Origin of the sequence: Winogradskyella costae (assembly GCF_013403865.1) — a bacterium.
In the GTDB taxonomy this organism is placed as follows: domain Bacteria; phylum Bacteroidota; class Bacteroidia; order Flavobacteriales; family Flavobacteriaceae; genus Winogradskyella; species Winogradskyella costae.
Map to the genome: position 1 here is coordinate 138074 of NZ_JABFDK010000001.1, position 25659 is coordinate 163732.

At 32.6% G+C, this 25659-nt stretch carries 23 protein-coding genes; 7 read left to right on the forward strand and 16 right to left on the reverse strand.

All coding sequences use genetic code 11. The annotated features are described in order from the left end of the window. Window positions 1–108: 108 nt before the first annotated feature. The 4 genes from HM986_RS00595 (at window position 109) to HM986_RS00610 (ending at window position 2833) form a co-directional block, all read left to right on the forward strand. Window positions 109–612: a DUF4920 domain-containing protein gene (locus HM986_RS00595; protein WP_179333145.1), complete on the forward strand. Its 504-nt coding sequence runs from the start codon at window positions 109–111 to the stop codon at window positions 610–612. A 28-nt stretch (window positions 613–640) separates the two neighbouring features. Beyond that, a complete protein-coding gene (locus HM986_RS00600) occupies window positions 641–1048 on the forward strand; it encodes a hypothetical protein (RefSeq protein WP_246288437.1) in 408 nt (135 codons plus the stop codon). 3 nt (window positions 1049–1051) lie between these two features. Further along, window positions 1052–1732, forward strand: coding sequence for a tRNA (5-methylaminomethyl-2-thiouridine)(34)-methyltransferase MnmD (gene mnmD, locus HM986_RS00605; protein WP_179333147.1), 681 nt, complete (start codon window positions 1052–1054; stop codon window positions 1730–1732). 195 nt (window positions 1733–1927) lie between these two features. Beyond that, window positions 1928–2833 carry a TIGR01777 family oxidoreductase gene (locus HM986_RS00610; RefSeq protein ID WP_179333148.1) on the forward strand — a complete coding sequence of 302 codons (906 nt, stop codon included), beginning with the start codon at window positions 1928–1930 and terminating at the stop codon, window positions 2831–2833. 65 nt (window positions 2834–2898) lie between these two features. On the opposite strand, the gene HM986_RS00615 is transcribed toward HM986_RS00610, so the two are convergent. From HM986_RS00615 to HM986_RS00640, 6 genes are all read right to left on the reverse strand, one after another. Then, on the reverse strand, window positions 2899–7092 hold the full coding sequence (locus tag HM986_RS00615) for a phosphodiester glycosidase family protein (protein ID WP_179333149.1): 4194 nt from the start codon (window positions 7090–7092) through the stop codon (window positions 2899–2901). 10 nt (window positions 7093–7102) lie between these two features. Next, window positions 7103–8347 carry a glycosyltransferase family 4 protein gene (locus HM986_RS00620; protein WP_179333150.1) on the reverse strand — a complete coding sequence of 415 codons (1245 nt, stop codon included), beginning with the start codon at window positions 8345–8347 and terminating at the stop codon, window positions 7103–7105. A gap of 194 nt (window positions 8348–8541) precedes the next feature. Continuing rightward, the gene (locus tag HM986_RS00625) at window positions 8542–10023 is read right to left on the reverse strand and encodes a pyridoxal phosphate-dependent decarboxylase family protein (RefSeq protein ID WP_179334360.1); all 1482 of its coding nucleotides are present in this window, start codon (window positions 10021–10023) and stop codon (window positions 8542–8544) included. 42 nt (window positions 10024–10065) lie between these two features. Then, window positions 10066–10716, reverse strand: coding sequence for a hypothetical protein (locus tag HM986_RS00630; RefSeq protein ID WP_179333151.1), 651 nt, complete (start codon window positions 10714–10716; stop codon window positions 10066–10068). A 14-nt stretch (window positions 10717–10730) separates the two neighbouring features. Next, the gene (locus HM986_RS00635; RefSeq protein ID WP_179333152.1) at window positions 10731–11222 is read right to left on the reverse strand and encodes an AAA family ATPase; all 492 of its coding nucleotides are present in this window, start codon (window positions 11220–11222) and stop codon (window positions 10731–10733) included. Window positions 11223–11240: 18 nt separating this feature from the next. Next, window positions 11241–12125, reverse strand: coding sequence for a LysR family transcriptional regulator (locus HM986_RS00640; protein WP_179333153.1), 885 nt, complete (start codon window positions 12123–12125; stop codon window positions 11241–11243). 107 nt (window positions 12126–12232) lie between these two features. Between HM986_RS00640 and HM986_RS00645 the strand changes: the two genes are divergently transcribed. Beyond that, window positions 12233–12856, forward strand: coding sequence for a LysE family translocator (locus tag HM986_RS00645; protein WP_179333154.1), 624 nt, complete (start codon window positions 12233–12235; stop codon window positions 12854–12856). Between the two features lie 58 nt (window positions 12857–12914). Here HM986_RS00645 and HM986_RS00650 read toward each other — a convergent pair whose 3' ends face one another. The 10 genes from HM986_RS00650 to HM986_RS00695 form a co-directional block, all read right to left on the reverse strand. Then, on the reverse strand, window positions 12915–13139 hold the full coding sequence (locus HM986_RS00650; RefSeq protein ID WP_179333155.1) for a hypothetical protein: 225 nt from the start codon (window positions 13137–13139) through the stop codon (window positions 12915–12917). Window positions 13140–13292: 153 nt separating this feature from the next. Next, window positions 13293–14021, reverse strand: coding sequence for a tRNA-uridine aminocarboxypropyltransferase (locus HM986_RS00655; protein WP_262890545.1), 729 nt, complete (start codon window positions 14019–14021; stop codon window positions 13293–13295). 132 nt (window positions 14022–14153) lie between these two features. Next, complete coding sequence (locus HM986_RS00660; RefSeq protein ID WP_179333157.1) at window positions 14154–14834, reverse strand: ATP-binding cassette domain-containing protein; 681 nt, start codon at window positions 14832–14834, stop codon at window positions 14154–14156. A gap of 466 nt (window positions 14835–15300) precedes the next feature. After that, window positions 15301–15870 carry a hypothetical protein gene (locus HM986_RS00665; protein WP_179333158.1) on the reverse strand — a complete coding sequence of 190 codons (570 nt, stop codon included), beginning with the start codon at window positions 15868–15870 and terminating at the stop codon, window positions 15301–15303. 161 nt (window positions 15871–16031) lie between these two features. After that, window positions 16032–16493, reverse strand: coding sequence for a hypothetical protein (locus HM986_RS00670; RefSeq protein ID WP_179333159.1), 462 nt, complete (start codon window positions 16491–16493; stop codon window positions 16032–16034). Window position 16494: 1 nt separating this feature from the next. Then, entirely contained in the window at window positions 16495–17862 is a 1368-nt protein-coding gene (locus tag HM986_RS00675) for a DUF3696 domain-containing protein (protein ID WP_179333160.1), read from the reverse strand. A 177-nt stretch (window positions 17863–18039) separates the two neighbouring features. Beyond that, a complete protein-coding gene (locus HM986_RS00680) occupies window positions 18040–19182 on the reverse strand; it encodes a toxin-antitoxin system YwqK family antitoxin (RefSeq protein ID WP_179333161.1) in 1143 nt (380 codons plus the stop codon). A 379-nt stretch (window positions 19183–19561) separates the two neighbouring features. Then, window positions 19562–20233 (reverse strand): phosphoglycolate phosphatase, encoded by a 672-nt coding sequence (locus HM986_RS00685; RefSeq protein ID WP_179333162.1) that lies wholly within the window; start codon window positions 20231–20233, stop codon window positions 19562–19564. Window positions 20234–20448: 215 nt separating this feature from the next. Next, the gene (locus HM986_RS00690) at window positions 20449–21603 is read right to left on the reverse strand and encodes a DUF3095 family protein (protein ID WP_179333163.1); all 1155 of its coding nucleotides are present in this window, start codon (window positions 21601–21603) and stop codon (window positions 20449–20451) included. A 257-nt stretch (window positions 21604–21860) separates the two neighbouring features. Beyond that, window positions 21861–23897 (reverse strand): dipeptidyl-peptidase 3 family protein, encoded by a 2037-nt coding sequence (locus tag HM986_RS00695; protein ID WP_179333164.1) that lies wholly within the window; start codon window positions 23895–23897, stop codon window positions 21861–21863. Window positions 23898–23992: 95 nt separating this feature from the next. Here HM986_RS00695 and HM986_RS00700 point away from each other — a divergent pair, with 95 nt between their 5' ends. Continuing rightward, complete coding sequence (locus tag HM986_RS00700; protein ID WP_179333165.1) at window positions 23993–25012, forward strand: SRPBCC family protein; 1020 nt, start codon at window positions 23993–23995, stop codon at window positions 25010–25012. A gap of 189 nt (window positions 25013–25201) precedes the next feature. Beyond that, the gene (gene crcB / locus HM986_RS00705) at window positions 25202–25567 is read left to right on the forward strand and encodes a fluoride efflux transporter CrcB (RefSeq protein WP_179333166.1); all 366 of its coding nucleotides are present in this window, start codon (window positions 25202–25204) and stop codon (window positions 25565–25567) included. The last annotated feature ends 92 nt before the right edge of the window (window positions 25568–25659 follow it).

Consider the following 25659-nt stretch of genomic DNA (forward strand, 5'->3'; position numbering starts at 1 on the left):
TGATTTTGAAACAAAAGTACGTAATCAGTGTGGTTAATAAAAGGTTATATTCCGTTAAATTGACTAAATTTGTAATTATATAATAATTCAAATCAAAACCTATTAATAATGAAAAAAATCATTTTACTTTTTGCAATTAGCTTAGTTGCTTTCGCTTGTAAAGACGATTCTAAAACAGCCGAAGTTACCGTTGAAGAAACAAAACAAGAAATAGCGTATGCCTCTTTCGGAAAAGAAATAAATGACACGGATGCGTTAACATCTGCAGACATGATGGAACAATATAAAACCTTAAAAGCTGGTGATACGATTACTTCTAAAGTAAAAGGAAAAATCATTGAGGTTTGTTCTAAAAAGGGTTGTTGGATGACATTAGACATGGGTGATGAAAATCAAGTAATGGTTAAGTTTAAGGATTACGGTTTTTTTATGCCTTTAAATGCTGAAGGTGACGTTGTAATGACCGGAAAAGCTTTTGTTTCTGAAACTCCGGTTGAAGAATTAAGACATTACGCTGAAGATGCTGGTAAAACTGCAGAAGAAATTGCAATGATTACAGATCCTAAATTTGAATATGGTTTTGAAGCCGATGGAGTTTTACTTAAACAATAAAGTTTTAAGCATCGTTATTTTTTCTTTTTTGATACTCGTAAGCTGTAAAAATGAAGAAAAAGTTACCGAAGAGCCTGTAAAGAAAGCTGTTGTATACGATATGTATCAACCTTCTGAAATGGCAGGTTTTATGAACGCTATGTACGCATACAATCAACAATTAAAAGCACAAATTGTTGCTGGTGAAACACCAACACGTTTACCAATCGATTTATTAAAATTACACTCAGCTGAAATGAGTAATGGTAAATCTAGAACTCAAAATTGGGAAAGTTTTGTAAATGTATTTATAGCATCTCAAGAAGCAGTTATAGACACCTTGTCTACTACCGAATTAAAAGAACGTTATAATAATGCGATTAACAATTGTTTAAACTGTCATAAAACGGAATGCACAGGACCGATTCCTAAGATTAAAAAACTACTGATTCAATAATTTTTGAAGAGAAATATAATTACCACGTCCGATGGTTCTAAAACCATCCAAATAGAAGAATGGAATGAGCAATACCACTCCATTCACGGTGCGATACAAGAAGCAAATCATGTGTTTTTAAAACATGGTTTGCTTTTTTATTCTATGCAAGTTTCCAGTACGCAACCCATTTCAATTTTAGAAATAGGTTTCGGCACTGGTCTAAATGCTTTTCTAACGTTAATAAAAGCAGAAAAAGACAACTTAAATCTCAATTATACAGGAATTGAAGCTTACCCTGTACAACCAGAAGAAATCAATCAATTAAATTATGTTGAATTGATTTCCCAAACTCATCAAGCTGTTTTCGAAAAGATGCACGAAACCCCCTGGGAAGAATCTTGTGCTATCACTCCAAAATTTCAGTTAAAAAAACAACAAAAATTCTTTAAGGATATCGATTCTAAAGACAACTTTGATATCATTTATTTTGATGCTTTTGGTGCACGTGTTCAACCCGATTTATGGACTGAAGATATTTTTAAAATAATGTTCGAAGCTCTTAAAACTAATGGAATTTTGGTAACTTATTCAGCAAAAGGAAGTGTAAGACGCGCCATGCAAGCTGTCGGTTTTGTTGTAGAACGCTTACCTGGACCACCTGGAAAACGGGAAATGCTGAGAGCCCAGAAAATGAGCTCATAACATTCAGCGAAATGAAATGACCTAAATACTATTAGACTCCAATACATTTTTCGCACACCCAAAACACTACTAGGGACGTAAAGTGCTAATTATAAAATGATAACTAGATAAAACACTAAGTCTTCAAACGTTAAATCATATCTAAAGCTCATACGTACGCTTTCCTCCTTTCGTATCTTTACATAAAAAATAAAAATGACCGTCTTAATAACAGGAGCGACTGGACTAATTGGGCAAGGAATTGTTGACCAATGTCATTCTCAAGGCATTAATGTCCATTATTTAACGACTTCGAAATCTAAATTGAGTACCGAATCGAATTATAAAGGGTTTTATTGGAATCCAAATATTAACGAAATAGATCACACCTGCTTTGAAGGTGTTTCTGCCATTATTAATATGGTTGGAGCTTCTATTTCTGAGCGCTGGACAGATAAATACAAAAAAATCATTCTTGAAAGTCGAACTAAAACCGCGCAACTTCTACAAGACACAATAAAAAGGCACAATTATAGTATTGACCAAGTCGTATCTGCTAGCGCTATTGGCATTTATCCAACGAGTTTAGTAAATTATTACGAAGAAACCAATACTGAGATTTCTGAAACATTTTTAGGGAAGGTTGTTCACGAATGGGAAGCTGCGGTTGATGGTTTTAAAGCGTTGGGTTGTAAGGTGGCCAAAATAAGAATTGGTTTGGTATTAGCCAATGATGGTGGTGCCTTACCACAAATTGTTAAACCAATAAAATATGGTGTAGGTGCCGCTTTTGGAAGTGGAAAACAATGGCAAAGCTGGATACATGTTAAAGATTTAGCATCACTTTTTGTGTTTGCTGTACAAAACAATTTTGAAGGGATTTACAATGGTGTAGCACCAAACCCCGTAACCAATAAAGAATTAACCAAAGCTGCGGCGAAAGTTTTACATCGTCCTTTGATATTACCAAACATTCCAAAATTTGCCATGAAACTGATTTTAGGCGAGATGCATATTCTTTTATTTGAAAGTCAACGCGTCAGTTCTCAAAAAGTGGAAGCTGAAGGATTCAACTTTACTTATGTGAATTTGAAACCTGCTTTAGAGGATTTGTTAGGTTAGATGGTTAGATGGAATTCATAAAAAAAAGAGGTAAATAGTGATATTTGCCTCTTTTTTATTACATATTACTCATCAATCCAACCCATAATCGCATTCGCTACAAACCTCGGCTCTGGTGGTAAAGCATAAATATCCTTTTCGTAGTTTTTATTGTAAGGCGAAATATTCATGATATTTCCATCAACGACTAACGTGCTACTTCCGCCTGGATCAAAGCCCATTGCTTTATCCATGCCGTATTTTAATAAAATATCAACCATATCAAAATGCGTGGCTCCTACAGACTCTCTAATTCGTCCGTTTACCATTAATACCATTAACTTACCTGCTTTGGTGATTCCAACAGCTATTTTTGGCCCACGCATATCTGTAAAATCTAATCGTGCGGCTTGTGTTTTAATAGAATTCGTGGTTTTCCAACCTTCTTCTTCCATATTTAAAATTTGTTTTCCTTCATCAATTAACATTGGTCCTGCTTCAATAGCATATGAAATTTCATCCCATTTATAAGGATTCTCTTCGGGTTCTAATAATTGAATATCTAACGATTTTCCTTCAACAAACATGGCGTCAGAAAATAATGTAGATGGAATAGATAAGGTAATCCCAACCGGAATGACTGGCACATCTTCTTTCTTCCTCGTTTTAATAATCTCTTTTACGGTATTACCTGCAATTCTTACAATGACATTGCCATCTCCTTTAAAAGTGTCTTCAACATAAGACAAATCATAAAAGCAAGGTTCTATACTACTATGCTTATTATAGTTAGTGCTAGAAAACGTCATTTTTGCTTGTTTACCATTGACAATAAAACCTGATTTACTATTTACTTTTCGAATGTCTACATCACCGTTTTTGTAAATTACAAAGGCTGGTTTATTAAAAAGTGGTGGACAAAACACTTTATTATCCATTATCAATAAGCCTAAAGGAGAACCAATATAGGTCTCAGGCAGTCCGAGTTTACCAACTAATTCCGGATTCAAAATATAACCACCATTCCAAGCTAATTCTATTTTGTTTGGGTTTTTACTTTTCTTCTTGTATTCTTTTACAAGTGCTGGTACATTTTTAGGTTCTTTATTAGCAATATGCGCTGCAAATTTCCAATGGTGTTTTTTTGTATCTATTTCTGCTAAAACTCCACTCCAAGGTAAACCGTCTTCATAAACACCTCCTGCGAAAGAAGATTTTACCTTTTGAACCGTTTTACTTTCATTTAAATCTTCCTTTATCTGAGTCAACAACTTAGCAATAGGAGTTCCATTTTCAATGGCATCTTTTGTCATCATATTTAACAATGCCTTCTCTCCTATTTTATCTTTTAAGTCTTGATATACATCACTTTTTAAAACTACATCAAAATCTTTAGCGGTTTGAATTGGCGTAGGATACGCTAAAGTCGTCCGAACTCCTGCAGGTACAAATTGAATAAACCCACTCCCTTTAGGAATACCCATAATTTTAGCGGTCATTTCATACATCACTTTTCCAATATGGAAATGATCGATTTCAATAATATCAGTCATCATGGCAGCATATTCCCCATTGGTGATTAAGAAACCATCAGCGGCTTTAATAGCGCGTAAAATCTTGATAGCCTTTGCACCCATTTGCGGAAAATGAACACCTTCTGACCATTGTTTGGTCTCTATAATCTGTACGACTCCTGCATTATACAACAAGCCTAACTCTGGCTCTTTTCCACTTTCTAAATACTCTTTTATGTCTGCGCTCGAAAACCATTTTGTAATTCTTGGTTCGTGTATAAAAATGTAGATTTTCTCTAACTGATTGACGTTTGCTTCAAGTATCTCTGAGGTCAACTCTTGTTCTATGGTTAATTTTAATTGTGCACGAATAGGTTGTAATACAAAATACTCTAATTCATGCTTAATATAACGTCCCGGAAAATAGCCTTTTGGGACATTCTTCTTTAAATTTTTGGTTAATATTTTTCGATCATCAATCCCTAAATATTTACTATTCGTCAGTTGAAATAATGCCAATTCCCAATCGGCAAAAAATTGTGGTGCTAAGGTTAAATCTGGAAGATGACTAGGTTTAAACACATCGGTATAAATCATGTTAACCAAACCAGTGACTTCTTGATAAGTAAACGCCTGATAAGCATAGGACTTTTTATTTCTATGACGATACGCCAACGCATGATCGTGACGAATTGAAATTTCACCATCTACATATTTAAAAATATCATCAATGGCATTGTAGTATTTATGAATGACTTCTAGATTCGTATTTACCAAATCTGGGATGTCATTTTCCATGGTTCTAGCATAACGCATTACACGTCCTTTCACCAACTGTTGTTCGACTCTAAAAAAGCTAGGATCTATTAACGATTTTAAATAATGCATAAAAGCCAAACGACCATAACCTGGTAAATAATGTCTAGTTTTCTTATTGAGAATGGCATTAAGATCTTCATTTTCAAAATCTACAGAAGCCTTGTATTGTTTTAATAAATTAATTACTTGTGGATTGTCTTCAATAGATACAGATACTAACTGATAATACATACGTTGTAAAATGTAACGCATGTTTTCCTCTAAAGCTTCTAAACTGTATCGCTTTTTAATAACGCTTCTGTTGTGCGTAACATCGACCATTCTGTTTTGTGGATAGAACACGTGATCACAGATTTTTTCTGCCAACTTCTTAGGGACTTTAGAGCCTTTAAATTCTAAAACATTAAGACGAAGTGACTCATCTAAATGACGACCAATAACTTCATCATAGACTTCTCTTGGTTCGTATTGTCTGCAAAAAATTGGTGTTCCGCAAGCTGCAGCTTCAATAATTGGTAAGCCTCGTCCTTCGGTTTGACTTGGTAATAAAATTAAAGAGGCTACATCAAATAGCTGCTCAATATCCAATGGTTTTTTATGCTTTTTCTTGAAATCGTTTTTATCGAATTCACTAAATAAAAATCCAAGAAGTACTCGCGATCTAAACACTTTTGGAAGGTCTTTTAAAAAAGTCGAAAAGTCCTTTTTTAAATCGTGATAATAATTTTGTTGTCCGTGTGGAATGGGTCCTGAAACAATCAACGACAATTTTAATTGTGGATTGGTGAGAAATTTATCAGCAAAAGAATCGTACGAAAACAAGCGTTTAATAAGCTTAAAATTCAACTCAATAGATTTTCTACTTATGACTCTTGTTGGCTGTAAAAACACGATATTGTTATTTACAAAATCGAAGTTTTTAATGGTTTTATGACCTAATAAAATAGGTCTTAATGAGCGTTTACTTTCCGTATGATGCGACGCTGTATGAACCGTTATGGAATCTTTTTTATTCGCAAAAATTGAAGACACTTGCATAAACGCTTTTATAATATCGCGCTTACTCATTTCATGTAATTTGGTATCTACAGCAGTTCCTAATAAGGCTACATTCGCTGGATTATGACCATTAATATTAATCAAATGATCTTGCTGAATTCTATTAATATTCACATTCATCCAAGACCGACTTTCCCATGGATAAACCGTTTCTATAATTGAGAAAAATTCGCCTACATGTGCATTGTGAAAAAAGAAATCTCTTGGTCCTTTTTTAAGACCTTTTTTATTTATTTCTACAGCTCTGTTTCCTCCTTCCCAATAAAAATCGTGATTATTATTAATAACCGGAATTCCTAAATATTCCGATATTAAAACCGTAGCCAAAGCCAAAGACACATTCCCAGGATTAGAACACACATTAATAAGGTATAATAACGAAATGTCATTTTCCTCAATATAAGAGCCTAATTTTTCTACAAGAACTAAAACCTCTTTCCAAAATTTACCAATAAGATTATTGTAGGCTTCACTACCGCGTTCCATTTTAATTTTGAAGAAATCCTCGTATAAAGGCCAAGCATCAAAAGCTTCCATTTCTGGAATAACTTTTCTGATTGCCGTTTTTGGAATAAGCTCGTCTGCTTCTTGTTTAATTTCACCAGCTATAAAGTGAATGGGAATATCTGGATATATATTTTTGAAGGTTTTAGCATACTTGTCAGTTTCGACGGTGATACCATCTATCGTAAAATAAAAGGTTAAAAATGCAATACCACCGTTTTCAATATGTGCATCAAAGGTTGATGCATTTCCTTTAAAAGCGGATGGTAAATTTCTCTCCTTAAATTTATCTATAAATAAACCGAGATCAAACCACGTATTTATCTTTTCATTTTTTAGTTCATTTAAAATATTAGAGATTTTTGGTGTTTTTTTATCGGTCATGTTTTGGTTCTTAAAATGTAAATAATTGGCTTAACTTTTCTTCTAATACTTCATACGAAAAGTGTTTTTTGCCAATGTTAAAATTGTAGTCTCCAATTTCCTTACAGCGTTTTGGGTTATAAATAATATCAGACATTTGCTGTACACTTTCTGGCGTAAGATTACTATCTTCAATCATTACGGTTTCAAAGCCCTTGTTGCCAATATCTTGCATATAAACAGGCTTGTAATTATTGACAAATATTGGTTTTTTTGCGAGTATGGTTTCTACAAAAGCATTTCCAAAACCTTCATAGGTACTAAAGTAAGTTGCCGCTCTTCCATGCGCATACACATCAGATAAATCTTTATGATCTAAAACTTTGTGTGCTGCAAATATGATTTGACGCGATAGATTTAAGTCGTGAATTTGGTCAATTAATTCATTGTAATACTCCTTATTCTCATCATCATTGTTATTTCCAGTTATGACTAATTTTAGTTTTTTATCGTCTAATTGGTCTATTAAAGAAATCGCTGTTTCAATCCCTTTACGTCTTACGATACGCGTGACCTGTAGCAAAGCTATTTCATCTTTTAAAACGCCTACATCTCTCAGGAAAAATTCATTCTCTGGCGTTGGCACTCCATAGACACGATTAAAATCCATAACATTTGGCACCAAAGTGGCATCAATATCAAAACGGTTTTTAAACGTTTCTACTCCAAACGTATTAATAACAGCATGCTTTACATTAGGTAATAATAATGGAAAGTTATTATCGACATAGTGATTAATTTCTGGGTGTACAGACACATAGCGCTGACCGCGTTCCCAATGAAAATCATGATCGTGCGTTACAATAGGTATACCTGTAGTTTCAACAAGTTTTTTAATGGCAACTCCCATGGACAGATGACATGGCAATGCAGATGCATTTTCTGAAAGAATAACATCAATTTTCTTATCGGCTATCCATTGTCGCATAGCGAAGTGTATTCTATTTGATGCTTTTTCGATGTGTTCTAATAAGGCATCCGGATTCTTATCGGGTTCAAAAAACGCTTTACGTTGTCCCCATTCTGCTTCAACAGAAAAGAAGGATAAGGCAGGAAACAAATAATCATGCTCACGATCTATAGTCCAGGATTCAAATTCTCCCGACATAATAAAGACCTCATGGCCTAATTTCTTTAATACATCTATCCATTTTTCGGTTTCGAGAGCGACACCATCTACGCCTCCTATTCGTCCAATAATAATACCTATACGCATGTTACATCTAAAGTTTTGTGTTCTTTAAATATAGAATAAGCATTAACGTTCTGAAAGATTTTGAAGGACCGAGTCTACGGAATTATGACTTCAAAAATTTAAACAAGATTAAATTATGTGTAATGAAATTAATACGGCTAATCTTAACAAAATGATAATACGTTAATTTGTTAATATTCCAAATAGTTCCCATTTCAACTAAGTAATTGGTGAGTTTTTCGACCCATTTTAACAATTATCCCAATACATTCTTCAATATCCTTTTTTGTGGTTCTAAAATTTACAATACAAGCTCTCATGCAATACTTGTCATCGATGATGGCATTAGATAAAAAGAGTTCACCTCCTGTTTGTAATGTATTTACCAACGCTTCATTTAAAGTGTTTAAATAAGTATCAACATCCTCACCCCTTTCTTCCATAGCTTTAGGGACATATCGCAGTGTCGCAATACTCAAATTTTGAGTGACACATTCTAATTCTGGATGCTGTGTTGCCAATTCTGCAAAATATTTTGACAAGGCGATATCTTCACGTATTAATTTCACATAACCATCGCGACCTATTTGTTGTAAGGCCAACCACACTTTTAAAGCTCTAAAACCACGCGAATTTTGAAGTCCATATTCAAAATAATTCAGCGATCCTCCCTCTTCTGTTAAACTAAAATTATAATATTCGGGATGTGAACTGTAAGTATCTATTAAATGTTTTGGGTTTTTAACCAAGATACAACCGGCTTCTAAAGGACTGTAGAGCCACTTGTGAGGATCGAGTGCAATAGAATCAGCCTCCTCTACTCCATTAAATAAACCTTTTAGCTCAGGAATAACAGCCGCAGGAATACCATAAGCACCATCAATATGAAACCATAAATCGTGTGTTTTACATACGTCCGCAACGGCTTCCAAATTATCAATAACACCTGTACTTACATCACCAGCAGTACCGACAACCAAAAAAGGTTGATGGCCTTGTTTTATATCATCTTTTATGGTTTGTTCCAAGATTTGAATATTCATTTTATTTGAAGCATCTGTGGGAATCCAACGAATAGAATTGCTACCATGCCCAAATAGAATTGCTGCTTTATCTATCCACGTATGTGTTGATTTTGAACAATACGAAATTAACTGTTTCGACGTATTCGAAAGGCCATCTTCTTTTATGCTTTTTGGTGCGTTAGCCGTTCTTGCTGCTAAAAACGCCGTGAAATTAGCCATATTGCCTCCACTGACCAAAACACCTCCATAGCTTGGATCTACTCCAATAAATTCAGCCAACCACTTAATCGTTTGTTTTTCTATTTCGGTTGCCATCGGACTTAAGATTTGCCCACCGACATTTGGATTCACAGAAGCCGCTAACAAATCAGCTAAAGCTCCAATTGGAGCTGCTGATGATGTTATAAATCCGAAAAATTTAGGATGACCGTTTAATAGTGAATTATTAAATAATAGCTTAGACGTTGATGCCAATAGTTGATCTGTTGGTACTCCGTGTTTTGGTAAGGAGGCATTACCTAATAGCCGTTGTAATTCTAAAGGTGTTTTGGTGGTTGTGACGGGTTGGTTTGATATATCATCAAGAAATTCAGATATGGTATCAATGAGTTGGTAGCCTATTTTCTGAAATTCGGCTTTACTTATTTCGATTGCATTTTCTCTTTTATCCATTGGTCTTGTGATCTTTCTCACAAGTTACAAATACTTAGGTACTTATGGCTCAATTTCAGATTCGAATTTTGGTAATTCAAATTTCTCAATAGGCACTTCCATAGATTCAATCGCAATAACTTCAACAGTCATTGTTCCCATTCTGGTTCTAAATGGTAAGCAGCCATACTTTTGAAATATGATATTTTTATGGTTTAATTTAAAATCGGCATAATTACCAGCATTAACTTTTAGGTAATCGGTATTCAACCACAATCCACCTGTTCCCATTTTTGATTTCAGTAGTATTTTTTTGCACGGAATATTTAAAATGGTGTCTATTTCTTTTGTTTCAATCAACTCAACAAAAGCATCTAGGTCTGAGTGTACATCAGTTTTATGGACGACAGCTTCTGTTGAATTTTCTTTCCACGCATAAAGTTTCTTTTTATTTGGCACATAAACTTCAAAGCCGTTTTCTAAACCTGTAGCTATTTCAGACATGTATTGATCTCCTTTATAATAATACGTTTGAAGCATAAATCCCTGATCACCAAAAACAGGTTTTAATATTTTTTCTTTAAAAACACTATCGGTAAATATATCAGGATATGGATTTTCCATAGTGGTCTTATAGGTGACACGTCCCTCAAAACTTTGAGAAAAAGTGATTTGAGTCACCAGAATAAGAATAAAATATAGTGCTTTTTTCATGTTGATTTTGAAGATTAAATTTCTGAAATTAAAATGCCATCACGCATTTCGTTTTCGGTTGGTTTCTCAAACCATGTTTCCATAAATTCGAAGTTATCATTTGTCACTTCAAACTCAAACGTGGCACCTTTTTCCGTATTTCTCGTCATGACACGCTCTAATCGTTTGGTTTTAGAAACGTCTAAAAAATGTAATTTTATGATATAACCATTCATTTCCGCGAACTTCCTGAATTTTTCACGGTGTCCAAATTTGGACAATCCTAAATCCAAGATGGTATCTGTTTTTAAGTCTTCTAACTGATGAATTAAATTTAACATGATGCGTTCTGAGCGTTCAATGCGTTCTAAAAACCAATCTAAACCATCGGTTTCTTTTTTATCAGGAAGAAATAGCACATTATTCCAAGTATCAATTGAAAACACAACCCCTTTAATGTTTCGTTTTAGTTCGTTGGCGTAGGTGGTTTTTCCTGAGCCTGTATTACCTACTATAAGGTGAATCATATGATTTTAATTAGGTGTTTATGGAATGTAAGTTTCTCCGAGAACTTCTGAATAATTAACGATGCGTTTCACAATTTTATTTGGGTCATTTCTACGCCAGTTCATATACAAATCGACTTTCTCTGTAAGTTCAATAAAACGCACATTTGGGTTCTTCGCAAACTGAAATGAATAGGGTAAAATAGAAATTCCCAAATCTTTCGCGACAAGATTTAATATTACATTCCCAAAATCAGATTCAATAGTTGTTTTGGGATTAAAACCATTAGTATTGAAAATGCCACGTAATAAAGTTGAAAAATAGGTCTTGTTCTGCAATGGAGAAATGATAAAGTTTTCATTTTGAACCATTGTTAAATCCGTAAAATTTTCTTCAGTTACCCAATGATTTATGGGCACAACTAAACAAACAGATTCTGAATATAGTCGTTTTGAAACTATAGTAGGACTTAAGATTTCATCACGACTTAAAGAAATATCAATATGATAATTTAGAAGTAAGGATTCATGATTGATATCAATTGGTTCGGTTAATTCAATTTTTAAATCGGGCATTTCTGTGGTTAGAATATTCATAAGACTTGGCAAAAACCCAAATGATATTGAACCGGGATACGCAATTGAAATCGTGCCCAAAGTACCAATATCAATTTTTTGCGCTTGCTTGTAAATGCGATCTAATTCGTTAATTGAAGTCGTCCAATGGTCTTGAAGAAATTTACCAGCAGCTGTCAATTTTACGTTCCGCTTATCTCTTTCAAAAAGTTGAAACCCTAATTCATCCTCTAAGGATTGAATTTGCCGACTTAATGTTGATTGCGATATCGAAACCTTCTCTGCTGTTTTCCAAAAGTGAAGTCCATTAGAAAGTTCTAAAAAATATTTGATTTGTTGAATCGTCATCTTTAATGCGATTTTTGCATTAATAAGGTAAAAATATGTATTTTTCAATAGTCATCAAAGTATTTCCTTTGCCAAAACATATTGTTTTAAAATAACGCAATAGCATCATGGGAATAGAAAATTTTATAACTTTTATTTTTACAGCCATAATTTTTGTTATGATACCCGGTATGGATACGGTTTTTGTATTAAACAAATCCATTAGTCACGGACGGAAATCTGGAATTTACGCTTCGTTAGGTATTAATTCTGGTGCTTTAGCTCATGTCTTTTTTGCTGCCATAGGTTTATCTGTATTATTGGCAAAATCCGCTTATGCGTTTACGATTATTAAATATTTGGGCGCACTTTATTTACTTTACATAGGTGTTTCCAGTCTTAAGAATAACAAGGCGATTTTGAATTCTGAACAGAATCATCAGAATCAAAACATAAGGAAAAGCGACTTTTGGTCTGGATTCTTAACTAACCTATTAAATCCCAAAGTTGCATTATTCTTTTTAGCCTTATTTCCACAGTTTATAAGTCCGAGCGCGATTAATGATCCGATTCCATTCCTGATTTTAGGTTTGACATTCGCAGTAATCGGAATCATTTGGTACATCACCTTAACCTTATTTGCAGCAATTTTTTCAGAGAAGTTTAAGGCCAATCCCAAATCTAGCATCTACTTGAATAAAATTTCAGGATTAATTTTTATAGGAATGGCGATATCCATTGTACTAACCTAAATGGACGACATTTTAAATTTAAGACGTTTAATGCTGTTTAGATAAGGTTTTTTATGACTCACTCTATAATCTCGTAATCAACATCTAGTTTCCGTAATGCTCTTAACGCAGAGCCAGAATTTTTATCTGAAACTTCGATATCTACAGCATCTCCTTCTAAAAGAATCTCTGTAAGTTCATGAGATAATGACGCATTACCATTAGCGGAAATCTCAGTAATACAGTTAGCTATCGCTCTTTTATCTGGTCTTTGAGCGTCGCATGATAATAGGTTTAATTTCATTGTAATGGATTAATAATTTGAATCAGAATAGCCTGAGATGTGTGGTTATGAATGGTAAAGCAACTAATTTAGTGAATAATGACTGAATAGAACGTCTGCAATGGATTTTCTGAATAGAAAACCTTTAATAACTAACATTCACGACGACTACAATTAACGCTCTACTTCAAAAATAGTATTTCTTTCTGTGGTTTTCTTATATATGTTCTTTACCGCAATTTCACTATTTTCCGAAGCTCGATAGTTTTTATTATTTGGGTTTAGCAAATATTCGAGTTGATGTTCAATCATTCTTTCAAAAGGCAAAAGAAAACCCGTTGTATCACAGTGTTCAACGTCTCCTTCTTTAAGTAAATTTAAGACTGTATAAACAGACTCAATAGTACTTAAACAAAGTGATTCTGGTTGCTGTTTAATTATAAATTTTGATTTGATGTCGTTATCAAAACTCACTCGTTTCAGGGTTTGCAAGTTCTTACTTAGTTTTAGCATTTTACGAGCGCAAGGCCATGTCCCATCTAGAATGAAGAGGTGTGGCTTATGCCCCATAAAAGACTGTACTTCTGAACTTCCGCTTACAGATAAGTTGAAGTTATCTTTCCCTGGATACAATAAAAAAGAGCTGTTATTTTCATTATTCAGTATGGCATTCACGCGCTTGTTATTGGTAAAATCGACACCCACTATAATTTCTGAATTTTCAAGTTGAAGCTTTGTCATGTGTCCCGTTCCATTTTTTTCTTTCTTGTACTCTTTTGGGTGCATTAAAATAATAAAACGCGTCTTAGTATGTAAAGAATGAATGTGTTTACAAATACAAGTGCTTTTAGGACTCATGCATTTGTAACAAGTTAGTCTTGGGTTTATTGTTTCTGGTTGCAATGTGAAGAGCTTTTATTATTCTGAATGGATAAAAGTTTGGATTGTAGCGTGATTATACAACTAAATTAGTAAACAAATACGAATCCGAGAAAATAACGAAGGAATTTTCCAAATAAGCACTTGCCAAAGCAATTAGTTATGCACGGTGTTGTAAATCGTTTTTGTTAAGTATCCTAATTCTACTAGTTCATTTTCATCTTTAATTTCTTTTAAAAATCCGCTTTGTAAGTATACAATGCTATCCGCTAAATTTATTACATTTTCATAGTCGTGGTCAGTTATAATAAATCCTTTTGATAACTTAGTTTTTTTTATGTAATCAATAATGTAATCTCTCATTATTGGACTAACTCCATTAAAAGGTTCATCCAATAGAATGAATTCAGCATTTGAGTGTATTATTAATAAAATTTCGATTATTCTTTTCTCTCCACCTGATAATGATTGATTTTTTTTGTCTAATAATGGCTTTACATATTCGTTTTCCAATATTATTTTTCTATTTTCTTTTTGAAGGAATAAATTTATTAATGATTTTATCGATATGTTATTTGGCAGGAAATTATCTTGAGGTAAATAGTTGATTAGGTTTCTTCCGTCAGATAAATTTTTAATAATCTTATTCCCAATTCTTACAAATTTAGAATCAGCCTTTTCAGTTCCGAAAACAATCTTCAAAAGCGTAGATTTTCCACAACCATTTCGTCCAATAAGCCCTTTGATCTCTCCTTTTTTACAAGAAATAAACACATCACTTAATATGACTTTTTCATTGTAAGATTTTGTTATACTATCTATATGAAGATTGTTCATATTACACTTAAAATAAAAAGGTTAATTAAGCCAATAACAAATGTTGAAATCCATAGTTTTGTTTTGTTTAACCCTAAATTGAAGTAGTAATAATATTTGTTTTTATTCATTATGTCATAAACAAATAAATGAACAAAAGTGGCTATCATTAAATAGAATATTGCAATTATTTCAGGACTTGCTTTAATCAATAGAGCGAGAGTCAGCGCTATAAAGTAAGATATAAAGAAAATTTTTCTTTGAAAAAGCAATATGTTTTTAAGAATTCTCAAGCGTTTTTTTTTGTTAAATGTCTTGACCTGAAATATGACTACAAGTCAAAATTACTTACAGCGGTTTTTGTGTATGGTTAGTAGCGTGTTTAAGCACCTAATTTAGCAAATAAAAATCAATTAGAAAATCCGCTAGACTTTTTGTAAGTAGGCTAAAACTAGCAATAAATTAAGTACGGTGTTGGCAAATGTTTTTAATTCAGAACTTCTGATGAGTCACTAAATTCTACTTGTCCGTTAAAATTTCCAATTACTTCATCTCCGTCACTAGTCGTAAATTGATAATCAATATCAATTTCTGTTGTCACATAGCGGTCATTCTCGTCTAATATATTTGTAATAGAATTAATAGTTACAGTTCCACTATTATTTGAACCTTCAGAGTAGAAAAGATTACTGAAACTTATATTATTTCTGAACTGAATTATTTTAGAATCTACAGTTCTTGGAATATTAGAAGTTATATTTCCAGCGTTAGTATTATAAGTTCCGGTGATTAATTTTCTATCACCATCCGTGTCGTCTGGAAGTAAGAAAAAACTAGAAAAGTAGTCAAGATCAAAATTCGAAAACAATTCTATTTCTACAGAGGGTAAAGAATTTTGTGATGCTCGAGTTACTTTTGAAATGGCAGCATGATTTGTTTCATAAAATTCTCCATCAATAATGAATCCGTTATTAACACTAGTTTCATTTGAATCATCGCTTGAGCATCCAATAAAGATTAGTATAATTAAAATTAATGATCTTCTAAAAAATGTCATAAAGTTTGGTTTAAATGTTTGCTAACGTGTTTGTATATGGTTTGTTGCGTGTTTTAAGCAACTAATTTAGTAAATAATTACCGACCAAGAAAGTCCGCGAGGACTTTCGTAAGTAGGCGAGAAGCTAGCAATAAATTATATACGGTGTTGTAGCAAGTACTTTATTTATAATTTATTTTAGATGGACAATCAGAAACTGTTACATTAGATTTCGGAAAGTTTACTAAATCGTGAGCAAAATTAGCATCAATAGTTAAAGCAATTTGGCGATTAGATAAAACAACAATAGGAATATGGAATCTATCTTTATGATTACTTAGTAATTTTTTAAGTACTTTGGCTTTATAAAAAGTCGATATGAAAGCTTTTATCTCTTTGTTTTCAAAAGAGTTTATACGACCTTCTTTCGTTAGTTTGTCTACAATAAGTGTAATTGCTGTTGATTTAAAACAGCTTTGAGATGAAGCAATATATTCATTCATTAATTTTTGTGATAATACTAAATATGCATCATCCTCATTATTATTATAAGTTATTAACCATCTAATTAATTCTTTATAATCTGGGTTTATTGGCGTAGCAAAATCTTTAGCGATATTGTTGTCTATAAAAATATCTTTCATTTTACAGAGCTTCTAAAGTAATATCCATAGAATCCATCATGTAAGTTTCAAAAAATGATTTGGGTGCATTTTTTATCTGACCATTTTTAAGAAACTCAATGTCATGTGATTTTACTTTGTCTCCATAATTTTCTATGTAATATGTTTTCACATCTTTATTTTCAAAGTTCCCTTTTACAATTTCTAGTCGAAGTCTATTAATAAGGTATTCGCTATGAGTTTCAACTAAATATGATTTATTTTTGTTATTTATATTATTTATTAAATAATTTGCAAATAGTGCCTGAATACTTGGATGTAAGTGAATTTCAGGTTGAGCTATAAAAAGGGTAGAATTTTCACCTAACTGTATATCAGCTACAATTATTGGTAAGAATTGACTTATTCCAAAACCAACATCTGTTATTGAAGCCCAAACCCCATTTTTATTACTTTTTACTAAAAGTTCGTATCTACCTCCACCAAGGCGAACAGTTTTTAAGTCATAAAACAATCCAAGTTCTCGAATAATAATTTTTAGTTCTTGAAGTTTTTCTGATTTTATGGATTCCCATAGAATTATTTGGTCGACATAATTTTCACCATACTTACCAATTTTTAAGTCAGTTTTTGAGGTTTCATAATAAGTTCTTTCTGGTAAGAGTCTAAAAGAACTTATGAAATTTGTTTTCTTGTCAATATTTTTAAAAAATGATGTTATTCCTTTAAAAAAATTATCTAAATAGTAATTCCCTTCTTTTCTTAGAGTATCATTAAGTTCTTCTAACTTATCAAATGAGAATTTAATTGATTTTTTTGGGGCTGCAAAATGTGTCAAAAAATCATCAAGTTCTTCATTTTCTTTTAATGTCTCCTTTTTATTTTCTTTTACATATTGTTTTGTTATTTTTTTTATACTAAACATTAACTCTTTCATCATTTCAGGTGAATTAATATCTTTTCTTGGGTCTTTGTCTACAAAGTATTTGAAAGTTAAATGATACTTGTACTTTTTAAGAATCTCTATTGTGTAAAATTCTGTTTTAGCAAGAAGATATGTCAGAGTTGGTAACTTTCGGATTTTATCCTCATCCCAAACAGTTTCAATAGAATAATCAATATCATTAAATTGATAATTATAGGTAAATTTAATCTGTTTAGATGTGTCATGTTGATTGACTATATCTCCATAATCTCCCATTCTCACATATTTACCATTTGGTGAGAATTGAATTGGAAACTCCTCAGATTGAATTGGTCCTAAGAAACTATATAAGAGTGAGCTTTTACCACTACTGTTTGCTCCTGTAAAAATTGTTAGTTTTTCAGTCTCAATCTTAAAGTCCTCAAAACATTTAAAATTTTCAATATTTATTTCGTTTATTTTCATGTCTTCTATTGATATGTTCGTTCGTTTGTCGTATTTGCTACAACGGTCTCGTGTATGATTTCGTTGCGTGTTTAAGCACTAAAGTTAGCAAACAAATCACAGATAGAAAATTCCAGCGGAATTTTCGTAAGTAAGCTCTAACTAGCAATGAATTATACACATTGTTGGCACCAGTTTTTATTCCGTTTCGTAAACTCGTTTTCTCAAAATTTCTTGATTTGCCATTAGTTCATTTTTAAGAACATCCTTTAAATATATTGGGTTACCATCTGCTTTATAAAAAGTCCATCCTTTTGTTAATGTTCCACAGTTAAGATTTGCTCCACCTTTGCAATTAGTTCCAACATTTCTAGTTGACATTTTATAAATACCATTTGCTTTAGTTTGTCCATTAGGATAATAATAATACCATTCTCCAACTTTATATTCGTGATAGTCTGTAAAAGGAACAGTGCCACAAATAGTATAGCTATCAGATGAATAATTTCCTTTAGATTTTATTTTTCCATTTTCATAATATTCAGTCCATTCAGAGTCTCGCAATCCATTTTTAAGAATACCGGTTATTTTCTTCTGTCCGCTTGAGTAATATTCCACAAAAAGACCGTTATCAATTTTATCATTTGAGTAGTTTAGCGAAAATTGAATTTGACCGTTTGGATAGAAATAGGTGAATTTTTTTATTCTGTTTCCGTATGAGTTTTTGTTAGCTGAGTTTCTTAAATCAATATTTTTATTTGTGTATTGTTGTTCTATTTTTATTTGTCCGTTATCGTAAAAATCACTCCACATTCCATTCTTAACACCCAAAGAATCGTAATTCTCTATTTTTTTTGGTTTACCATTCTCGTAATATGATTTCATAAAGGTTTTATTAGAAAAGACATAACCGTTTCTAGCAGTATCTAATCTAAATTTAACACTATCTCTTAGTTTTCCGCTTCTGTAATAATTGACTCCTAAACCAGTTATTTTTTCATCTAGATAATTTTCGATTAATTCTAACTGACCATTTTCATAATATTGACGATACTGACCATTTAAGTTGCCATTTTTTAATTCGAAAACCTTTGCAGGAATTGAAACATTATTTTTGTAAAATTGAATCCATTTTCCATTTGATTCATCTTTTCTCTTAAGCTTATATTTATCTCTAATTAAATACCACGATATGTTGCTCCAATTCATATATTTTTCGTCCTGACTTTCAGGATAAAGAAAATATTCTTCGTTGGAATAAATGACTGATTCGATTTTAATTTGCGAAAATGAATCCCAAAAGCTAAAAATCAGAAATATTAATAATATTGAACGATTCATTTTAAATGTTTGATTTTGACCAATTAGTGTTATCGGAAAAAAGATTAAAAGTGTAATTATTACTTTATTTATAGTTGAATTAGTTTATTCAAAACTAAACTACTTTTTAGTGTTATAAAACTTAGATTGAGGGAACAGTTGATTTCAATTAGGGAAGTTCCTCTAAATTGGTGCCAACTCGTTATATAATAATTTTTATTAACTATATCCAGTAAATAAGTCAGGATACAGCAACTTTCATGTTGTTTTAGTAATCTTTAAAATTACTAAATATTTTCAACTTTCATATACGTAAAGTCACGTACATTTTAACCAAAAAAAAGCACCTACAAAACTGTAAGTGCTTTTTCAAAATTTATGTTTTCTAAGTTTTACCTCTTTAAAACAACTTTGTAAGTTCCGCAAATTCATCAACAACTACAGTTGGCTTATAATTGGCAATATTCTCATTATAATTATAACCGTAACTAACACCAATACTATCCATGTTTGCATTTTGAGCCGCTAGTATATCATTTTTAGAATCACCAACCATGATGCTTTTTTCTATCGTTGTATTCAGTTCTTTTGCTAAGTGTAACAATGGTACTGCACTTGGCTTTTTCTCAGCTAATGAATCTTCACCTACCCAACATTTAAAATATGTTGTAATCTCTAAGGTGTCTAAAATCGGTTGAATAAATCCAAAAGGTTTATTAGTGCAAATCGCCATTTTATAACCTTTTTTATCTAAACTTTTTAATGTTTCTAAAACACCCGGATACATAAACGTATCAATACAAATGGCATCTTTATACGCCGCCAAATAGATGTCAAATGCTTCTTTTAGCAAGGTGTCTGGCAGCTGCTTATCTTGCATTCTATATTCTAGAGCTCTACGCACTAAAGGTTTTGCGCCATTGCCTATGTAAGGCGTGACTTGCTCTATGGTTAAGCGATGTAAACTATAATGCTTCAGCATTTTATTTACAGCCAAGGTTAAATCTGGAATACTATTAATTAGCGTGCCATCAAAATCGAATATAATTAGGTCTTTGTCTTTAAATTTCACAATGTTTAATTTTATGCAAAGATGCGGAAGTTTTGAATAAAATAAGGCCTGTAAGTTCTGTAAAATTAGTCACGATTATGGGAGGTTTATAATCACAGACTCGTTTGCGACAAATTCTTGTTCTGGATAGTCATCTGCTCATTTTCAATCGTAAAATACAATCGAACTTATAGATTTTACGATTTCATATGTGATTTCAACTTTGAACAAAGGTTCTAAACATGTTTCAACTTTTGTTTAAGCATTTTTGCTGCAGACGTATAACCTCCTTCGGTGCCATCTACAAAGTGAGAATGTTTGGTCTTTCGATCTAACACATAACAAGACATCACAGAGGCGTGTGTGATATGAATACCATAAATGATTTTTTTGTCTTTTTCAAGTTGATTTAGATACGTTATAAAAAGATCAATTTTAGATTGTTCAGCTGTAAAAACAGTGTTAATCATACCATCGAGCATAAATGTATGCGATAATTGCCCTATTTGTTTTAAATAGTGTTTTCCATCATTTGAAAAGTTCAAATAGAATTTACCGATGAGTGTTGACATCCATTTTTTAAAGACGTAGCTTAATTTTTGCTGATTAAGGCTAATCTTCATTTCCTCCCATATATTACGGATACTAAAATTTAATTTTAAATTAGTCGTTTTTATAGGTTGCCTCTTATCAAAAGTCCCAAAGAATCGATCCATCTCACTAATAACATCTTTATAAATTCGTCGTTGATCGTCTTCATGTATAGCATCTAGCAATAAACAGACTACTTTTTTTTGAGTTTGAATAGGCTTAATCTGCTTCCAGCGACACTCCATGCCTTCTAAATTTAAAAGAGCTTTTTCAAAATGAGTACTACTCTCTTCAAAATTTGTTTTAATTAAGTCTTCAGCCTTTTTTAAACCATTACCTAATACAATAGGAATCGATAATTGATTGGTTAATTGGTGTTTTGCTAGTTTTAAACCATAGTCTTGACCCCTTAAATAATTAACTGAAATATGACCGACTCTAAGTATTAAATTCGTGTGATTTTTAATATGAAGACTATAATTATCTAAGATCTGTATAATTCGTTCTAAAAATAAAGTTGGAATAATAAATGTCGCTCCATCACCTCCAAAAAAATAGGGTATTTCTATGCTTTGCTTTTCTTTTCTGATAAAATTTAAAACGGAAATTATAGCCCCTGTAGCGGTTAGATTAACCTGATGGTGCTTACCTTCATCAACCGCTAGTGTAGAATTTAAAATATCAACCACCACAACGTGCCACGTATTGGGCACTTCAGAAAAATAAGATTCAGTTTCCAATAATTCTGTAAGAGTATCAGTTGATTTTTTTAGTTTGTTATAAAATTTTATATTTTCCATTAGTACCAATATAAATTGCTTACTTTTTTTTGAAATGTTTTTAATCTTTAGTGTGAAGTCAATTTTAAACACACCATATTAATTGTGTTTAAATACTACATATACCAATTATCTTAAATATAGTCAATTTTAAAACTATTCAACGTTATAAAATAATTGATAATTGTTGTTTTCAACTAAAATATTTACTTCTATTCCAAAAAAAATGCACTTACAGTTTTGTAAGTGCATTTTTGAAATTTATAATAATTTACAAATTAATTCACATCAGGAAGGTTATTATAATCCTTACTGTATCTTAACATCTGCTCAGAAAATGCATTTGGCTGTGTTACTTTAATTGCTGTAATTTCGCCAGCATCATCCATTTCTGGAACTAACACAGGATTTACAAAACCACTATATGGTGGAGAAGGAAATTGCTTGTTACGTTCTAAAACTTCAGCATGAATCGCTTGATCTACTTTTACACCATAACCTTCAACTAAGGCTTCAACAGCAGCGTAATCTCCTTCCGACTTAATACGTTGCGTTTCTCTTAATAATTGTCCGAATAAATCGTGTAATTTTTCGTAATCATTAATATTGAAGTATGTTTTTCCGTCTCTGGTTACTTTTTCAATAACGTTGTCTGCTTTTCCTTTTTCGAAAGCCCAAGCCGAAACCCATTGTCTGTTTCTCATGTGTGCTTCTTCAACATCGTCACCTAAATCTAAACGAATTAATTGTGTCATTAAACCATTTCTGATATAACCATCAAAAGCTGCTTTCCCCACTTTTTTCCAATCTTCAACTAAACCTAATTCTTGTAATTTAGAATCGTATAAATAATATAAACCAACTAAATCTGCACGACCTTCTTCTAAAGTAGAAGCGTAAGTTTTTAATGTTTCTTTAGTCTCACCTACTCCTGGGTTTAATTGCCCTGAGGCATGACCGATTACTTCGTGCAATGCTGTGTGTAATTTATCGGCTACCTGTCCGTATTCTTCTTCGAGTTGCAACTCTTCTTCATCGTGTACAAATTCTTTTAAACGACCAGAACCACCTGCATTATTATACGCATTAATGATGTTTCCTAGGGATACTGATTTACTTCCAACGGCAGCTCTAATCCAGTTCGCATTTGGTAAGTTAACACCAATTGGAGTACTTGGAGAGGCATCACCAGCTTCACCAGCAACGTTCACAACTTTATATGTCACACCAACAACACTGTCTTTTTTGTGTGCTTCCATTAATGGAGAATTATCCTCAAACCATTGTGCGTTTTCAGACAATACAGCCATTTTTGCTGACATGTCAAAATCATTAATCTGCACAACAGTTTCATAAGACCCTCTATACCCTAAAGGATCGTTATACACTTCAATAAAACTATTAATGTAATCGATATTACCTTCGGTTGCTGCTGTCCAAGCGACGTTATAATCATCCCAAGTTTGTAAATCACCTGTTTTGTAATAGTCAATTAGTAAACCTAAAGCCTCACCTTGTGCTTCATTTTCAGCAACTCCTTGTGCTTTTTCTAACCACTTTACAATTTCATCTATAGCTGCACCATATAAGCCGCCAGATTTATAAACGCGCTCTTTTAAAACTCCATTTTCTTTTACCAATTGTGAGTTTAAACCATACGATAATGGCTTATCGGCATCTGGAGAGACTTTCGTTTTGTAGAAATCTGCGACATCTTTATTAGTAACATCCGGACCGTAAAAGTTAACGGCAGATTCTAAGACATTATCAATACCTTTAGCTTGATTCACTTTTTTAGAATCTTTATCATTAAATAAAACGTCAAACGCTTCACCTTCTAACGTGGTATTGGTTGCTGCTAATAATTCATTTAAATACTCCTTACCAAAAGCAGGCTTTAATTTAGCGTTAGAATAATGATGGTGAATACCATTACTAAACCAAACGCGTTTTAAAAAGCTTTCGAAATTAGACCAATCGTCCGTTGTTTTATCTCCTTCATAGTTGGTATAGATATTCTCTAGAGCATGTCTAATTTTAAGATTATGTCTGTAGTTTTGATCCCACATAATATCACGACCTTCAAGACCTGCTTGCGTTAAATAGTAAACTAGTTTTTGTTCTTTTAAACTTAAGTTTTCCCAACCTGGTATTTGGTAACGTAAAATTTTAATGTCTGCAAATTCTTCAACATTAAAACTAAAATCCGCTTCAGCAACTTCTACGGTTTCGGTTGGTGCCTCTTTTGCTTCATTCTTACATGCCACAAGTATGATCGCAAGAAGACAAATTTTAAATAATGATTTTAAATTCATATAATTTATTTATTTAGTTGTACACAAATGTAATACTTATATCACATATCATAAAATGACTATATTTGATAAACCACTAACTATAATCCCTATAAATGAAAGCATTTAAATCCTTCCTCTTATTATTACTCATCCTTGTCATTGGTGTTTCAATTTATATTGCTGTGCAGCCAAATTCTTACGAAGTTACACGAACACGAACTATAAAAGCACCAACATCTGTTATCTATAACACTGTGGTAGATTTTAAGACTTGGGATTCGTGGAGTTCTTGGATTGAAACTAATCCTGAAATAGTGGTGACACTAGGCGATATTACTAAAGGGGTTGGAGGTTCTTACACATGGAATGAGAAAGGAGATGAAGGCTATATGAGCACGACAGGTGCAAATCCTAATACCTCAATTACACAAGAGATGCAATTTGCAACGTACCCAAAATCTGATGTAAATTGGGATTTTGAGGCTAATGAAGATGGCACTACGGATGTGACTTGGACAATTTCTGGCGATAATTTGACTTTTGGATTTAAAATGTGGTCTGCGTTCTCTGGTGGTATGGAACAGCAAGTTGGTCCTGAATACGAACGCAGTTTAGAGCTTCTAGACAGTGCGGTTCAAGCCGACATGAAAGTTTACACTATTAATGTTGAAGGTATCACACAACACAGTGGAGGTTATTATTTATATAACACGACGTCCACTAGATTCAATGATTTTGACAAAAAATCGAAAATCATGTTAGGCGAAGTTGGTGCTTATGCCATTACACATAATATCTCTATGGCCGGTAAACCGTTTATTCTATATAATAAATGGGATGCTGAAAATGATGCGATTATATTCTCGGCTTGTATCCCTACAAATTCGAAAATACTTTCTGATGATCCTGAAATTTTAACGGGACAACTAGAATCATTTAAAACTGTAAAAACGGTTTTAGAAGGTGATTTTTCTAATATGAAGGAAGCCTGGGATGCCACACTGAATTATATTGCAACGAATAATCTCGAAGTGATTGAAGGCGGACCGATGATTCAGACGTATTTGACGTTACCTGAGAATTATCCTAATCCAGCAGATTGGCGCGCTGAGATTTATTTGGCGGTGAAGTAGTGTGAAGTGTGAAGTGTGAAGTGTGAAGTGTGAGGTTCAAAAATTATCGCCAGATTTTGAAAAAAAATCACGCTGAGATGCACAAAGACTGATTCGTAATTGACTAAATAACTCTTTTTAAAACTGATGATTACATATAAAACACGAATAACCAACAACTACCGACTACCAACTAAAAACTAAAAACAATTGAAACAACTTATACTCATATTTCTTGGAGGTGGCTTTGGTAGCGTACTCCGCTTTGCTATCGGAAAATGGCTTAATAATTCTGAAACCGGAATTCCTTACGGTACGTTTGCGGCTAATATTATTGGTAGTTTACTAATTGGTGTTATCCTTGGATTGGCTGCTAAAAATGAAACCTTATCTCAGAGTCAAACCTTACTTTTAGCAACCGGGTTTTGTGGTGGTTTTACAACGTTTTCTACATTTGCTTATGAGAATCATATGTTTTTAAAATCGGGTGACTTTATGAGCTTTGCTATTTATACCATTGCTAGTTTTGTGGTTGGCTTTTTGGCGGTGTTTTTGGGGATGTTTTTGGTGAAGTAATTTTTATGTCGCTGAGGCGCAAAGACTCAAAGTTGCAGAGTAAAAAAAGTTCCCCGTGAAGGCGCTGAGATGTAAATTCGTGATTATTTAAA

Excerpts from the sequence above, each read along its gene's own strand:
- HM986_RS00595 (WP_179333145.1), top strand. The coding sequence starts at position 109 with ATGAAAAAAATCATTTTACTTTTTGCAATTAGCTTAGTTGCTTTCGCT.
- HM986_RS00610 (WP_179333148.1), top strand. The coding sequence starts at position 1,928 with ATGACCGTCTTAATAACAGGAGCGACTGGACTAATTGGGCAAGGAATT.
- HM986_RS00615 (WP_179333149.1), bottom strand. The coding sequence starts at position 7,092 with ATGACCGATAAAAAAACACCAAAAATCTCTAATATTTTAAATGAACTA.
- HM986_RS00620 (WP_179333150.1), bottom strand. The coding sequence starts at position 8,347 with ATGCGTATAGGTATTATTATTGGACGAATAGGAGGCGTAGATGGTGTC.
- HM986_RS00625 (WP_179334360.1), bottom strand. The coding sequence starts at position 10,023 with ATGGATAAAAGAGAAAATGCAATCGAAATAAGTAAAGCCGAATTTCAG.
- HM986_RS00630 (WP_179333151.1), bottom strand. The coding sequence starts at position 10,716 with ATGAAAAAAGCACTATATTTTATTCTTATTCTGGTGACTCAAATCACT.
- HM986_RS00635 (WP_179333152.1), bottom strand. The coding sequence starts at position 11,222 with ATGATTCACCTTATAGTAGGTAATACAGGCTCAGGAAAAACCACCTAC.
- HM986_RS00640 (WP_179333153.1), bottom strand. The coding sequence starts at position 12,125 with ATGACGATTCAACAAATCAAATATTTTTTAGAACTTTCTAATGGACTT.
- HM986_RS00645 (WP_179333154.1), top strand. The coding sequence starts at position 12,233 with ATGGGAATAGAAAATTTTATAACTTTTATTTTTACAGCCATAATTTTT.
- HM986_RS00650 (WP_179333155.1), bottom strand. The coding sequence starts at position 13,139 with ATGAAATTAAACCTATTATCATGCGACGCTCAAAGACCAGATAAAAGA.
- HM986_RS00660 (WP_179333157.1), bottom strand. The coding sequence starts at position 14,834 with ATGAACAATCTTCATATAGATAGTATAACAAAATCTTACAATGAAAAA.
- HM986_RS00665 (WP_179333158.1), bottom strand. The coding sequence starts at position 15,870 with ATGACATTTTTTAGAAGATCATTAATTTTAATTATACTAATCTTTATT.
- HM986_RS00670 (WP_179333159.1), bottom strand. The coding sequence starts at position 16,493 with ATGAAAGATATTTTTATAGACAACAATATCGCTAAAGATTTTGCTACG.
- HM986_RS00675 (WP_179333160.1), bottom strand. The coding sequence starts at position 17,862 with ATGAAAATAAACGAAATAAATATTGAAAATTTTAAATGTTTTGAGGAC.
- HM986_RS00680 (WP_179333161.1), bottom strand. The coding sequence starts at position 19,182 with ATGAATCGTTCAATATTATTAATATTTCTGATTTTTAGCTTTTGGGAT.
- HM986_RS00690 (WP_179333163.1), bottom strand. The coding sequence starts at position 21,603 with ATGGAAAATATAAAATTTTATAACAAACTAAAAAAATCAACTGATACT.
- HM986_RS00695 (WP_179333164.1), bottom strand. The coding sequence starts at position 23,897 with ATGAATTTAAAATCATTATTTAAAATTTGTCTTCTTGCGATCATACTT.
- HM986_RS00700 (WP_179333165.1), top strand. The coding sequence starts at position 23,993 with ATGAAAGCATTTAAATCCTTCCTCTTATTATTACTCATCCTTGTCATT.